We start from the raw sequence: 13,057 nt of genomic DNA, 5'->3' as shown, positions 1-13,057 counted from the left end.
GCAGCTCAGGTCACTCCGGTCGCCTCGGGCACCTGCGGCAGCAGTCCCCGGACGGCGTCCACGCCGGGAAGGGCGCCGCGGGCGCCGGGCCCGGTGGTGGACAGCGCCGCGGCGGTCACGGCGAACCGCACCGCGGCCGGCAGGTCGGGGTCGGTGGCCAGGGCCTGCGCGAGGGCGCCGCAGAAGCAGTCGCCCGCGCCGGTGGTGTCCACGGCCGTCACCGGCGGTGGGGCCTGCAGCAGCGGCTGTCCCTCCGGCGGCACGATCAGCGCTCCGCGCGCCCCGAGCGTCACCACGACCGCGCACGAGACCACCGACCGGGCCAGTGCGGCCACCTCAGCCGGTGCCCGCTCGCCCGGCTCGACCCCGGCCAGGTGGGCGAGCTCGTGCTCGTTGGGCACCAGGACGTCGACGTGCTCCCGGAGCTCCGCGGGCAGCGGCTGCGGGGGAGCGGGGGTCAGGACGACGGTGCCGCTCGCGGCCCGGGCGGCGGCCGTCACCGTCTCCAGCGGGGTCTCCAGCTGCAGCAGCACGACCCGCGCCCGGCGCACGGACTCGACGTCGGCGTCCTCCGGCGTCAGTGCGGCGTTGGCCCCCGGTACGACGACGATCAGGTTCTCGCCGCTGCCCTCCTCCACCGGGATGGTCGCCGAGCCGGTCGGGACCCCGGGGGTGCGGTGCACGCGGCTGACGTTCACCCGGGAGCCCGCCAGCGCCGCCAGCTGCCGGTCGCCGGCCGGGTCCTGGCCCACGCGCCCGACCATGTGCACGCCCGGGCCCAGCTCCCCGGCGGCGGCGGCCTGGTTGGCGCCCTTGCCCCCCGGCGCGAGCACGGCGGACCGGCCGATCACGGTCTCGCCCCGCCCCGGCAGCCGGCCGACGGCGACGAGCACGTCCTCGTTGAGGCTGCCGACGACGGTGACGGACACGCGGGTACCTCCGGTGGTGGGGGTGCGGTGGGCGGCGGGGACCGGCGATCATGGCCCGGTGACCACGCTCCCGCCCTCGACCGTGGTCATCGCGCCATGATGTCGGAAGGGTTGCGGCGCAACGATCCGGCCCAGTACGACCAGCTCGCCGACCAGTGGTGGGACGGTGCCGGTGGGTTCGCGATGCTCCACTGGCTGGCCGCGTCGCGTGCGGAGCACATCCCCCCGGCCTCCTCCGCGGACGCGCTCCTCGTCGACCTGGCGTGCGGCGGCGGCCTGATGGCCCCGCACGCCGCCCGCCTGGGATACCGGCACGTCGGCGTCGATCTCGGCCTGCCCGGACTGAGGTTGGCTGGCGCCCACGGAGTCCTGCCCCTGCGCGGTTCGGTGCTGGCGGTGCCCTTGACCGACGAGTGTGCCGACGTCGTCGTCGCCGGGGAGATCCTGGAGCACGTCGACGACGACGTGGCGGTGCTGGCCGAGGCCGCCCGGCTCCTCCGGCCCGGGGGCACGCTCATCATCGACGCGATCGCCGACACCTGGCTGGCCGATCTCATCGCGGTGCGGATCCTCGAACGCGTGCCCGGCGGGCCGCCACCGGGCATCCACGACCCGGCGCTGTTCGTCGACCGCCGGCGGCTGCTGGCCGCGGCGCCCGGCCTCGGTCTCGACCTGGAGCTGGTCGGACTGCGGCCCTCGGTGCGGGACATCGTCCGCTGGCGACTGGGGCGCCGGGCCGGAGTCAGGATGAAGACCCTGCCCACCACAGCGGTCCTCTTCGCCGGGTACGGCCGCAAAAGGTGAGGCAGCGGGCGAGAAGGCGGTTGTGTTGGGTGCGACGTACCGTCGGGACATGACGCCAGGCCCGTGCGCCCCGGAGTGCCCGTGACCGCCGCTGTCGTCACCGGTCTGGGCTCCGCGCTCCCGGCGACCTTCGACCAGGACGCCGTCTGGGACGGCTTCTTCGCCCGGCACTACGACGGCGTGCGGGCGGCCGGGCGGATCTTCGCGAGCGCCGGGGTCCGGCGACGGCACGCGGTCGCCAGCCCCATGGACGAGGACATCAGCGGGTGGGGGACCGGCGCCCGCATGGAGCGCTACGTCCAGGAGGCGCTGCCGCTGGGCAAGCAGGCCGTCGCCGGTGCGCTGGACGCGGCGGGTCTGGCGGCGGACGAGGTGGGGCTGTTCGCCGTCGCCACGTGCACCGGGTACGCCACTCCGGGGCTGGACATCCGGCTGGCCGGTGACCTCGGCATGCCCCCGGGCCTGGAGCGACTCCTGGTGGGGCACATGGGCTGCTACGCCGCGATCCCGGGCCTGGCCGCGGTGAGCGACTTCGTGACCGCCCGGGCCCGGCCGGCCGTGCTGCTCTGCTGCGAGCTGACCAGCCTGCACGTCCAGCCGGCGCAACGGGACCTCGAGCAGGTGGTGGCCCACGCGCTGTTCTCCGACGCGGCGGCCGCCGTCGTCCTGGAGCCCGGGGCCTTCCGCGGACGCCGGCTGGCCGGGATCGTGGCCCGCACGGACGCCTCCACCGCCGACCACATGACCTGGGACGTCACCGATCTGGGCTTCCGCATGGGGCTGTCCCCCCGGGTCCCGGACGTGCTGTCCCGCCACGTCGGCGGGGTGGTCGAGGAGCTCCTCGACGGTGCCGGTCTGCGCATCGAGGACGTCGCCGGATGGGCGGTGCACCCGGGCGGCCCACGGATCCTCGACGTCGTCCGCGACGAGCTCGGGCTCACCGAGGACGAGATCGCCGCCTCGCGCCGCGTGCTCGCCGAACACGGCAACTGCTCCTCGGCGACGGTCCTGCTGGTGCTCGAGGAGATGGCCGACGTCGACGGGCCGGTCGTCGTCATGGCCTTCGGGCCGGGCCTCACCCTCTATGCGGCACTCCTTCTCCCAGCGTGACCGAATCCGTTCCGGAGACGCGCCCGACGCCCTAGGCTCGCCGCCTGGTGCCATCGGGAGGGGGCGGTTCGGTGCAGACTCAGTCGGCGCCGGTCCGCGTCTTCCTCGTCGACGACCACGAGGTCGTCCGACGCGGTGTGGCCGAGGTGCTCGAGGACGACCCGGGCATCTCCGTCGTCGGTGAGGCCGGATCGGTCGCGGAGGCGCTGGTACGGGTGCCCGCCGTCCGACCGGACGTGGTCCTCATCGACATGCGGCTGCCCGATGGCGACGGGGCGGCCCTCTGGCGGCGGCTGCACGGTCAGGTGCCCGGCCTGCGGTGCCTGGTCCTGACCAGCTATGCCGAGCAAGAGGCGCTCGACGCCGCGGTGCAGGCGGGCGCGTCGGGCTTCCTGCTCAAGCAGGTGCGCGGTCCGGCCCTGGCGTCGGCGGTGCGCACGGTCGCCGGCGGTGGCGTGCTGTTCGACGAGGTCGCGCCCGCGGTGTCCCGTGCCCGGGGGGTGGGAGCGGCGGGCAGCGACCGGCTGGCGCTGCTCACCGATCAGGAGCGCACCGTCCTGCGGCTGATCGGCGAGGGGCTCACCAACCGCCAGATCGGCGCCCGGATGGGGCTGGCGGAGAAGACGGTCAAGAACTACACCAGCCATCTGCTCGCCAAGCTCGGCCTCGAGCGGCGCACCCAGGCGGCGATCCTCGCGACGGAGCTCCGCGACCGCGCGAGCGGCTGAGGCTCAGGACGGGAGCGGCGCGGTCCAGCAGATCTCGGTTCCCGAGCCCGACGACATCGTGGTCAGTCGCCCGCCTCGCCGCTCGGCCCGGTCGGCCAGGTTGGCCAGCCCGCTGCGGACCGTGACCGGTGGCAGCCCGCACCCGTCGTCGGTCACCACCACGCGGGCCGCGTCGGTGATGTCCACGGCCACGGTCACCCGCCGGGCCCGCGCGTGCCGGACCACGTTGGTCACCAGCTCCCGCACCACCGCCACCAGGTCCAGCACCAGGTCGGGCGTCAGGTCGTCGTGCTCGCTCCGGATCCGCAGGTCCGGCCGCACGTCGTGACCCTCGGTCACCGAGCGGAGCACCTCGGCCAGCCGCTGCCGGACGGCGGCCGCCGACGCGTCCCCCGCCTCGTGGAGCTCGAAGATGGACGTGCGGATCCGCGCGATCGTGCCGTGCAGGTCGTCGACACTGCGCGAGAGCCCGGCCGCCAGTTCGGGACGCTCCTGTTCCACGGATCGGCCGAGCCGGTCCAGGGAGAGCGCCGTGGCGAAGATGCGCTGGACGACGTGGTCGTGCAGGTCGCGGGCGATGCGGTCGCGGTCGGCCTGGACCTGGAGCCGATGGGCCCGCTGCTGGGAGCGGGCGAGCTCCAGCACCACCGTGGCCTGCGCCGCGAAGGTCGACAGGAGCTCCAGCTCGTCGGGGCAGAAGGGCGCCCGCCCGGCCCGTCGCATGATCACGAGCAGCCCGCGATGGGCGGCGCTGCCCACCGGCACCAGCAGGGCGGGACCGTAGCCCGCGGTCAGCTCGACCTCCACCGCCGAGAGCGTGCCGACCACCGGCATCGCGTCGATGTCGTCGATGAGGCGTGGCACGCCCGCCTGCTGGGTCTCACCCACCAGGGTGCCCCCCAGGGGCACGCGCACCCCCTCGGCGAACTCGGCGGCATACCCCACGGCGGCGACGATGGTCATCGTCCCGGGATCATCGGCACTCGGGGCCAGGACACCGGCCACGTCGGCGTCGGCAAGGGCGGAGACGCGGGTGGACACCGTCCGGAGCACATGGTCGGGATCGGCCCCCGACAGCAGCGCCGCAGCCATCTCCGTGGCCGCCTGCCCCCACTTGCGTCGGATCTCGGCCCGCTCTGCCAACCGGGCGTTCTCGATCGCCACGCCCGCGACGGCGGCCAGGGCCTGCGCCACCTCGGTGTCGGCGGGGGTGAAGGGACCTCCGGTGCGCTTCTCCGTGAGGTAGAGGTTGCCGAATCTCGCCTCGCCCACGTGCACCGGGACGCCGAGGAACGAGCGCATCGGCGGGTGCCCCTCCGGGAAACCGAGCGACGCCGGATGCTCGGCCAGGTCGTCGAGCCGGAGCATCGAGGGCTCGTCCACGAGCAGTCCGAGGACGCCGTGTCCCTGGGGGAGGCGCCCGATGCGCTCGCGCTCCTCCTCCCCCATGCCGACGATGACGAACCGGTCCAGCCGCCGGCCGTCGGGCGTCAGGACCCCGAGGGCCCCGTAGCGGGCATCCACGTGCTGGACCGCCGCGTGCACGATGTCGTGCAGGGTGGCCTCCAGCTGGCTGCTGGAGGCGACTGCCCGCAGTGCCGCGGTGACCACCGGCACGGCACGGACGTCGCCCTCGGACGGCGGGGCCAGGGGATCGGGCGGGGGCACGGCCCGACGGTAGGAGTCCTGGCCGGGCTCGGGAACCGGTCCCTGAGCGGGAGGACCGGTCCCTGGTCCGGAGGGAGAGTCGCCGCGTTCAGGCGCCACGTGCGAGCCGGTGGGTGGGAGGTCGGGGGACCGCCTGGCGGAGCAGGGTCTTCCCGTGGGTGCCGACGACGACGAGATCGGCTCCGCGGGTGGCGGCGGTCAGCGCCTCGAACACCGGCCGGTCGAGGACCGCGGTGCGGGTCCGCCCGTGCACCCCGGTCTCCCCGATCGCCCGGAGGACCTGCGCCTCCAGTCGCTCCTGCGCGGAGAGCCGCGCGCGGAGGAGCAGCCGGCCCGAGCCCTCCAGAGGATCACCGGCGGGCTCGTCGAGCACGAGCACGGCGACGACGGTCGCCTCTCGCCGTGCGGCCTCACGCAGTGCCCAGACCAACGGTCCGTGTGCGGCCGCCGACCCGTCGACCTCGACGATGAGCCACGGGTTCTGCCTGCGGGGCAGCAGCGGGGGGAGATGCAACGGCCCGACCGCTGGGGCGGCGTCTGCCGAACCGTCACCCGGCCACGCCGACGGGACGGTGGGCCGCAGCTCTGTCTCCGGGCTCGGCTCAGGTTCCCGGGGGGACGGCATCTCGCTCATGGGGCGATCGTTATGGCACGTCCAGCGGTCTCCCAGGGACCAAAGGCCCGACCGTCACACGGAGAAGGCGATCAACACCATTCCGGAACGGTGTTCGTGCGTGTCCGTACCCTGGGTGAAACCCCCGCTGCTGTCGGGTAGCGGCATCGACGCGTGCGGCTCGTCCGGCGGGAGCGGTCGGCCATGGCCACGGCCGCCCTCACCCCGATGAGGGGGTGTGACAGCCCCTGTTCAAGAACTGTCGCGCGCGGCCCGATCGTCAGGGCATGAGTCTTCTCCGCCGGCTGCGGGGCACCAGTCTCCTGATCCGCTTCGGCGCGACCAGCCTGGTGCTCACGTTCCTGGTGGGCGCGGTGCTCTCCTCGGTGCTCAGCTCGGCCATCGAGGACCGCGCTCGCCAGCAGGCGGAGGACGCGGCCCTGATGGCGGTGCGCCTCGGTCTCCAGCCGCACTTCACCCCCGCGGACCTGGCGGACGGTTTCCGCCCGTACCGCCTGGCGGACGTGGAGGAAGCCGTCGACGACGCCGCCGAGCAGTTCGGCACGGCGGGCCACGAGCTGGCCGCCTTCGACCCGATCGAGCTGAAGATCTTCGACCGCGACCGGACGATCCTCTACCACTCCGAGAACCCCGAGCTCGTCGGCCAGACCTCGCAGTCGGGAGAGCTCGGCACCGCGCTCGACGGTCACGTCGTCTCGAGCTTCACGCACTCCGCCGACGACAGCGTCGACAGCGACGACGGCGCGCACCAGCTGCTCGAGGTCTACGTGCCGCTGCAGTACGCCGGTGCCACCCGGCCGGAGGGCGTCATCGAGCTGTATCTGCCGTACGCGCCGGTGGCCGTCGCGGTGCGCGAGGACGTGCGCACGATGACGGTCGCGCTCGTGGCCAGCCTGACCGTCTTCTACGTCGTCGTCTTCCGGCTCATCGCATCGGCATCGAGGAAGCTGCGCCGGCAGAGGGCGGCCCTGCAGGCCTCCGCCGAGCGTGACCGTCACCAGGCCACCCACGACGCACTCACCGGCCTGCCGAACTGGGAGCTGCTGCGTGACCGGCTCGAGCAGGCCCTGGCGGCGGCGAGCCGGTCGGCCGGAGAGGTCGCGATGCTGCTGATCGACCTGGACCGCTTCAAGGAGATCAACGACACCCTGGGACACACCCACGGCGACAAGCTGCTCCGCCAGGTGGGTCCCCGCCTGCGGTCGGTCCTCCGCGAGGGGGACACGGTGGCGCGCCTCGGTGGCGACGAGTTCGCCGTCCTGCTGCCGTCCGTGGAGGGGATCGCCGAGGCCGAGGCCGTCGCCGCCCGGCTGCGCGAGGCGCTGCACCGCCCCTTCGACGTCGACGGCGTGGCCCTCGACATCGAGGCCAGCATCGGCATCGTCGTCTCCCCGTGGCACGGGACCGACACCGAGGCGCTCCTGCGCCACGCGGACATCGCGATGTACGCCGCGAAGGAGGTCAAGGCGGGAGCCGTGGTCTTCCAGCCCGAGCAACACGTCACCGCGCCGGCGCGGCTGACCGTTCTCGGCGACCTCCGCCGCGCCCTGGACGGCACCGACGAGTTGTTCCTGCACTACCAGCCCAAGTACACCCTGGACGGCGAGCGGATCGAGGGCGCCGAGGCGCTGCTGCGTTGGCAGCACCCCACCGAGGGGTTGATCCCACCCGGCGACTTCATCCCGGCCGCGGAGGGGACCGGGATCATCCTGCGGCTCACCGAGCGCGTGCTCGACATGGCGCTCGTGCAGATGCGGGCCTGGATCGACGCCGGACATCCTGTCCCGGTCGCGGTCAACCTCTCCACCCGCTGCCTGCTCGACGCGGGCCTGCCCGACCTCGTCCAGCGGCTGCTGGCCGAGCGTCGCGTCCCGGCGGAGCTCCTGCGCCTGGAGGTCACCGAGAGTGCGGTCATGGGCGACTCCGCCCGCTGCATGGAGGTCCTGCAACGTCTGCACGTCCTCGGTGTCCGGCTCTCGATCGACGACTTCGGCACCGGCTACAGCTCCATGTCGCACTTGCGGCGGCTGCCGGTCGACGAACTCAAGATCGACCGTTCGTTCGTGATGGGCATGACCACCACGCAGCACGACGCCGTCCTGGTCCGCACCGCGATCGACCTCGGCCACAACCTGGGGCTCACGGTCGTGGCAGAGGGTGTCGAGGGCACGGAGCACGTCACCGCGCTGCGCGCCCTGGGCTGCGACATCGCGCAGGGCTACCACTACGCCCGGCCGATGGGCGGCGAGCGGATGAGCGAGCTGCTCGATCGTGTCGGCACCATCCACGACCCACGCGGCTCGGCGGCCACCGCGTCCTGACCCGCGGCGTGCCGACGGTCACGGTCCCCCGTGCCCTGCCTCGTCCGGCGGCCGCCAGCGGCTCGCGGCGATGGGGAAGATCCATCGGCGACCGGGCCACTCGGACACGCACCAGAGCTCATCCCCGGGGCGGGACCAGCCGAGGTCCTCCGGCCCGGTCGGCAACACCCCCCGGTGGCGGTGCAGCGCCCCCGGCGCGCCGACGTACAGGTCTCCGGGCGATCCTTCGCCGGCGCTGGCCGTGACGAACCACGCGGACTCGTGCACGGCCGCTCCCTGCATCCGGCTCGGCTGACCCTCGTAGACCTCGAGCGGGGTGCACCGGCCGTGCTCGTCGGCAGCCGGGAGACCCGTCCGAGGATCGAGCGGGTAGCGCGCGAGTCGGGGAGCCCCCTTCCCCGTGCGGCGGTACTCGCCCACGACCAGGTTCGGCCGGCCCGCCACCTGTCCGGTGGACAGGAACGAGTAACGCAACCGACGTGCGCCCGAGCGCAGCGGAACCCGGTATGCCATGAGCTGAGGGAGTACGTAGTCGTACCCGTGGGCGCCGGAGCGGCCGGTGGGTCGCCGGAGCCGGTCGATCCGGCCGCGGAGTGTCGCTCCCTCCCCGCCGGACGGTCGCCGGGGGACACGCAGAACGTCTCCGAGGTGGAAGACGCGCACCCCGAAGAGGGTGTCGGCGACGTGCAGGACGTCGCCGTGGACGGCGATGCCGCCCGCGTGCACCGGGACGGTGCCCATGGTCAGGACCCCGAGACGGCGGTGTGGCGCGACGAGCAGGACGTGTCGGTAGCGGGCGCGCTCCGGGTCGGTCCGGTCGATCACCGAGATCCGCGACCCGGGCGTGCGGAGGAGCCCGCGACGTCTGGCGTACCAGCTCACGAGCAGTACGCGACCCGAACGGATGCTCGCCACGCCCTGCGGCCACCACGCCGGGTCGTCGCGGTCCAGGGGATCCCAGGTGTAGCCCTCACCCGCGGCCTTCCCCGGCACCAGGCACCGCTCGGCGGCACGGTCGAGGTCGTCGAGGACGCCGTCGAGCGCCACCCTCGGCAGCCTGCTGCTCACCCGGTCGACGAGGCCCGACCGAGGCCGCGTCGCCGTCAGTGCATACCGCGGTGCTGCACCCATGGACGTCATTCTGGATGCGCCGCTGCTCTCGGGGCGTGGCGTCCGCCCGAGCTCGGAGCGGCCGGAATCCGGCCACCCCGTGCCGTGCCCTGTGGCGCGCCGCCACGGTCCCGTGCCTGATGGGCGGGACGATGGAAAGCGGCCGCAGCACGCGGGCGGACGGTGACGGGCCGGTCTCAGCCAGCGGTTTTCCCCGTCCACGGCCATGCTGGTGACTGACGGATGATCGGGTGGGCCGGCTCCGTCGCGACCGGTGACGGCACCGGTAGCCATGGGAGGCGGTGACATGAGGGCCACGTCCGGCGCGTCGGGCGCTGCCGCGGACAGGCAGATCTCGGCTCGGAGTTCCGCGGCGTGGGCCCTCGTCGAGGCGCTCCGCGTGCGGCAGTTGCCCCGGAACGGGCTCGTGGTCGCGGCGCCGCTCGCCGTCCGGAGGCTTCCCGCGTTCGGCCCGCTCCCCGGCTGGTCATGAGCGCTCTGCGGCAGACCGTGGCGGCCGTCTTCCGCCGCCTGTCGCTGTGACCACGCGGACCGTGGCGCAGCGGCAACGCGGTCGGGCCCTCGGGAGAGAGGCCTCGGGATTCGCGGCGGTGGGCGTCTTCGGCCTGGCCGTCGACATCGGGGGCTACAACGCGCTCGTGCACCTGGGCGGGGACGGCTGGCTGGGTGAGCAGCCGCTCGTCGCCAAGACGGTCTCGCTCATCGCGGGAACCACCGTCGCCTACGTCGGCAACCGGTTCTGGACCTATCGGGACCGTCCACGTGGCCGCCTCGCCCGGGAGTACACGCTGTACCTGGCCCTGAGCGGCGTCGCCCTCGGGATCGCGCTCGGCTGCCTCGCGTTCTCGCGCTACGTCCTGGGTCTCACGAGCCCGGTGGCCGACAACGTCGCGGCCAACGGCGTCGGCCTCGCGCTCGGCAGCCTCTTCCGCTTCATGTCCTACCGGCGCTTCGTCTTCCGCGAGGAGCTGCCGCCCTGACCTCGGCACGGTGGCAGCGCCACAGACGTCATGGAGCGGACGGCGACTCCTGAGGGTGACGCCGAGGGCCCTCGGCAGGCGGCCCGATCCAGGCACGGCCATCCGTGGGGTCCTCTCGCCGGGATGCCTCCGGACCCTGGAACTGGCCCGTTCCCCACCCCGCGAGCAGGACGGCTCCTCCACCGATCGCCAGCCCGGCGATGTCGTCCACGATGTAGTGCCAGCCGAAGTAGATGGTCGCCGTCACGGTGAGGGCGAAGAAGGCCCACAGCAGCGCGCGCACCGCGATCGACCGGAGCGTGAGCTGCGCGATGAGCGCCGCGGTGAAGATGATCGACACGTGCAGCGACGCGAAGGCGGCGATGCTCTGGATGCGCTCGGTCCCCTGCGGATCGGTGAGGACGAGCCAGCGTGAGATGAGCAGGCTGTTCTGGAGCTGGGACGTGCCGGTCTCGGGAAGGCTCCAGAACAGCTCGGGCTGGGCGTACACCGGGCCCCGCGACGGGAGGACGTAGTAGCTGGCGGTACCCAGCGACCAGTTCAGGCACAGGGCCGTCACGTACCAGCTGGCCTCGCGGGACCGACCTCTGGACACGAGGGCGAGGGCGAGGGATGCCGGGACGAACATGAGGAACGCGAGGTAGACCCAGGACAGCACGTGCGCAGCGGCGCCGGTGCCGAGGACGTCGTGGACCACCTGAGCGGGCGCGACCCCGCCCGCCATCCACCGGTCGAGCTGCAGCAGCTCGTCGTCGACCAGGTCCGGCCGGAGCAGAGGGAGGAAGTGCTTGAGATTGCGGTACGACACGTAGGTGCCGTAGAAGGCGGCCAGCCCGATCAGTGCCGGACGAAGGCGCCGCCAGGGCCAGCGTTCGCGGGCGACGAGGAGCATCTGCCTCGGTACGGCGCGGACCGAGCGCACCCCCATCAGGGCACGGGGGGCCACGTCGGCCGCGAGCATCAGTGTCACGAGCAGCGGCAGGCGGATGTAGGTCGGCCCGAGGAACCCGTCCGGGTCGCGGAGCGGAAGGCCGAGGTACACGGCGCAGACCACGGCGACGGTGCCCGTGGCGAGGGCGACGGCCACGGCCATCCCGTAGGCGCTATCGCGGACAGCACGAACGGCAGGGACATCCATATACGGCTAGTTTCTCTGAACTGTCGGCTAACACACGTCGTCATCGTCCCGACCCGCCGTCGAATTACAGGAAACGGAGCGCCGTGAGGACGATCACCCTACCGGCCGCGGCGACGCCACCCCGGAGGGGGCTCTCCCGCCCGTCGCCGGCGACGCTCGGCTGGGCCGTCGTCGGGTTCTCCGCCCTCATCCACCTGGCGCTGTGCTGGTCGTTGCGCGGCTTCCTGACCGACGACGCCTGGATCTCGGTTCGCTACGCGGAGAACCTCGCGGTCGGGGAAGGCTTCGTCTGGAACCCCGACGGTCCTCGCGTCGAGGGCTTCAGCAATCCGTTGCTCGTGGCGATCGAGGCCCTGGCCCACGCGGTCGGCTGGTCCGCGCCGGGAGCCGCTCGCCTGCTCGGTGTGGCCAGTGGCCTCGCGTGCGTGGTCCTCGTCTACGTCCAGGGGCGAGCCGTCGTGGGCGAATCCGCGGCGCGGATCGCCTCGGTGCTGACCGCCTGCAGTGCACCCTTCGCCCTCTGGGGTGTCGGCGGCCTCGAGACCCTTCCGGTCGCCCTGGCTGCCACCGCCGGCACGCTCGAAGTCGCCCGACGTGACGGAGGCAGGGTTCTGCGCGCCGCCGCGGCGTTCGCCGTGCTGCCGTGGCTGCGCCCGGAAGGGCTCGCCATCGCCGCGGCCGTAGTGGCAGCCGGCGAGATCCCGGGCCTCTTCCGAGCAGCGACACGCCGACGCGCGCTGATCCGTGCCGTGCTGCTCGGGGGTATCCCGCTCTGCTCCCAGATCCTGCTCGAGGCCGTCCGGTTCGGTGTGTACGGGCACCTGCTGCCCAACTCCGTGCTCTACAAGTCCGGCGCCGGCGACGGGTTCACCGTGCTCGACAAGTTCCTCGACCAGGCGCTGTTCCCGATCATGCTGGCGGTCGTCGGCGCGGTGATCCTGACCGGCCGGGCCCGGTTGCTCGCGGTCCCACCGGTCGTCTACGCGCTGGGGTCCATCGGCACGCTGGACAGCGCGAACGCCTACAGCCGCTTCTTCATGCCGGTCTGGCCGCTGATCGCGCTGCTGGCGGCGGTCGTCGTCGGACACGGCGTCCGGATGCTCCGGCAGCGCCACGGCGCGGTGTGGGGGGCCGGTCTCGCGGCCGCCGCTGGACTCGTGGTCCTCGCGCTCCCTCCCGGCGACGTCTGGAGCGTGCACGGCACGCAGCAGCGGTACATGGACTGCCGGGTCGGTGCTCGGGAGTCTGCCCTGGACTGGTTGCGCACGACGCCACCGGAGACCTCCTTCGCCATCTCCGACGCCGGGCTCGTACCGGCTCGCGCCGAGGGGCGATACGTCATCGACAACTTCTTCCTGAACGAGCCGCTCATCCAGGAGACCGGCCGGATGTCGCCCCGCGAGCGCGCGGACCTCGTCCATCGCCGCGCCCCCGACGTCCTGGTGCTGTCGAGCCGGGACGCCCGGCGGTTCGTCGGCTACTACCCGACCGAGCAGGCGATCCACGACCATCGGGGCATGTCCGAGTACCGCCTCGCGCACGTCGCCGAGGGGCGAGGAGCCACCTGCGGTTACCACCTGATGGTGTTCCAGCGATGAACCGCACGGTGTTCCG

12 protein-coding genes are annotated in these 13,057 nt (G+C 73.2%); 7 read left to right on the top strand and 5 right to left on the bottom strand.

Annotated features, from left to right (window positions below; genetic code table 11):
- Nucleotides 1–5 precede the first annotated feature (5 nt).
- Entirely contained in the window at nucleotides 6–929 is a 924-nt protein-coding gene (locus CHB94_RS05345) for a ribokinase (RefSeq protein ID WP_089335535.1), read from the bottom strand.
- Between the two features lie 96 nt (nucleotides 930–1,025).
- Here CHB94_RS05345 and CHB94_RS05340 point away from each other — a divergent pair, with 96 nt between their 5' ends.
- The 3 genes from CHB94_RS05340 (at nucleotide 1,026) to CHB94_RS05330 (ending at nucleotide 3,571) form a co-directional block, all read left to right on the top strand.
- Nucleotides 1,026–1,733 (top strand): methyltransferase domain-containing protein, encoded by a 708-nt coding sequence (locus CHB94_RS05340; RefSeq protein WP_254920415.1) that lies wholly within the window; start codon nucleotides 1,026–1,028, stop codon nucleotides 1,731–1,733.
- 81 nt (nucleotides 1,734–1,814) lie between these two features.
- Nucleotides 1,815–2,843, top strand: a complete 1,029-nt coding sequence (locus tag CHB94_RS05335; protein WP_089335534.1) for a type III polyketide synthase — start codon at nucleotides 1,815–1,817, stop codon at nucleotides 2,841–2,843.
- Nucleotides 2,844–2,914: 71 nt separating this feature from the next.
- The gene (locus CHB94_RS05330) at nucleotides 2,915–3,571 is read left to right on the top strand and encodes a response regulator (protein WP_089335533.1); all 657 of its coding nucleotides are present in this window, start codon (nucleotides 2,915–2,917) and stop codon (nucleotides 3,569–3,571) included.
- Between the two features lie 3 nt (nucleotides 3,572–3,574).
- On the opposite strand, the gene CHB94_RS05325 is transcribed toward CHB94_RS05330, so the two are convergent.
- Together CHB94_RS05325 and CHB94_RS05320 are read right to left on the bottom strand one after the other, a co-directional pair.
- Entirely contained in the window at nucleotides 3,575–5,239 is a 1,665-nt protein-coding gene (locus CHB94_RS05325) for a GAF domain-containing sensor histidine kinase (protein ID WP_254920414.1), read from the bottom strand.
- Between the two features lie 88 nt (nucleotides 5,240–5,327).
- A complete protein-coding gene (locus tag CHB94_RS05320) occupies nucleotides 5,328–5,873 on the bottom strand; it encodes a universal stress protein (protein WP_089335532.1) in 546 nt (181 codons plus the stop codon).
- Nucleotides 5,874–6,139: 266 nt separating this feature from the next.
- Here CHB94_RS05320 and CHB94_RS05315 point away from each other — a divergent pair, with 266 nt between their 5' ends.
- Nucleotides 6,140–8,194 (top strand): putative bifunctional diguanylate cyclase/phosphodiesterase, encoded by a 2,055-nt coding sequence (locus CHB94_RS05315; RefSeq protein ID WP_089335531.1) that lies wholly within the window; start codon nucleotides 6,140–6,142, stop codon nucleotides 8,192–8,194.
- 18 nt (nucleotides 8,195–8,212) lie between these two features.
- Here the strand turns inward: CHB94_RS05315 and CHB94_RS05310 are convergent, their stop codons facing one another.
- Nucleotides 8,213–9,262 carry a hypothetical protein gene (locus tag CHB94_RS05310; RefSeq protein WP_141137424.1) on the bottom strand — a complete coding sequence of 350 codons (1,050 nt, stop codon included), beginning with the start codon at nucleotides 9,260–9,262 and terminating at the stop codon, nucleotides 8,213–8,215.
- A gap of 349 nt (nucleotides 9,263–9,611) precedes the next feature.
- Here CHB94_RS05310 and CHB94_RS05305 point away from each other — a divergent pair, with 349 nt between their 5' ends.
- Together CHB94_RS05305 and CHB94_RS05300 are read left to right on the top strand one after the other, a co-directional pair.
- A complete protein-coding gene (locus CHB94_RS05305) occupies nucleotides 9,612–9,797 on the top strand; it encodes a hypothetical protein (protein ID WP_089335529.1) in 186 nt (61 codons plus the stop codon).
- Nucleotides 9,798–9,843: 46 nt separating this feature from the next.
- Nucleotides 9,844–10,305, top strand: coding sequence for a GtrA family protein (locus CHB94_RS05300; RefSeq protein ID WP_089335528.1), 462 nt, complete (start codon nucleotides 9,844–9,846; stop codon nucleotides 10,303–10,305).
- 28 nt (nucleotides 10,306–10,333) lie between these two features.
- Here the strand turns inward: CHB94_RS05300 and CHB94_RS05295 are convergent, their stop codons facing one another.
- Nucleotides 10,334–11,398, bottom strand: coding sequence for a phosphatase PAP2 family protein (locus CHB94_RS05295; RefSeq protein ID WP_176445427.1), 1,065 nt, complete (start codon nucleotides 11,396–11,398; stop codon nucleotides 10,334–10,336).
- Between the two features lie 128 nt (nucleotides 11,399–11,526).
- Between CHB94_RS05295 and CHB94_RS05290 the strand changes: the two genes are divergently transcribed.
- A complete protein-coding gene (locus tag CHB94_RS05290) occupies nucleotides 11,527–13,041 on the top strand; it encodes a DUF8728 domain-containing protein (RefSeq protein WP_089335526.1) in 1,515 nt (504 codons plus the stop codon).
- Nucleotides 13,042–13,057: the final 16 nt, after the last annotated feature.

This window comes from Blastococcus mobilis (genome assembly GCF_900188025.1).
Taxonomy (GTDB): domain Bacteria; phylum Actinomycetota; class Actinomycetes; order Mycobacteriales; family Geodermatophilaceae; genus Blastococcus_B; species Blastococcus_B mobilis.
This window is presented reverse-complemented; position numbering and strand designations above follow the sequence as displayed.

Coding starts and splice junctions, on each gene's coding strand:
- CHB94_RS05340 (WP_254920415.1), top strand. CDS start 1,026: ATGATGTCGGAAGGGTTGCGGCGCAACGATCCGGCCCAGTACGACCAG.
- CHB94_RS05305 (WP_089335529.1), top strand. CDS start 9,612: ATGAGGGCCACGTCCGGCGCGTCGGGCGCTGCCGCGGACAGGCAGATC.
- CHB94_RS05315 (WP_089335531.1), top strand. CDS start 6,140: ATGAGTCTTCTCCGCCGGCTGCGGGGCACCAGTCTCCTGATCCGCTTC.
- CHB94_RS05295 (WP_176445427.1), bottom strand. CDS start 11,398: ATGGCCGTGGCCGTCGCCCTCGCCACGGGCACCGTCGCCGTGGTCTGC.
- CHB94_RS05320 (WP_089335532.1), bottom strand. CDS start 5,873: ATGAGCGAGATGCCGTCCCCCCGGGAACCTGAGCCGAGCCCGGAGACA.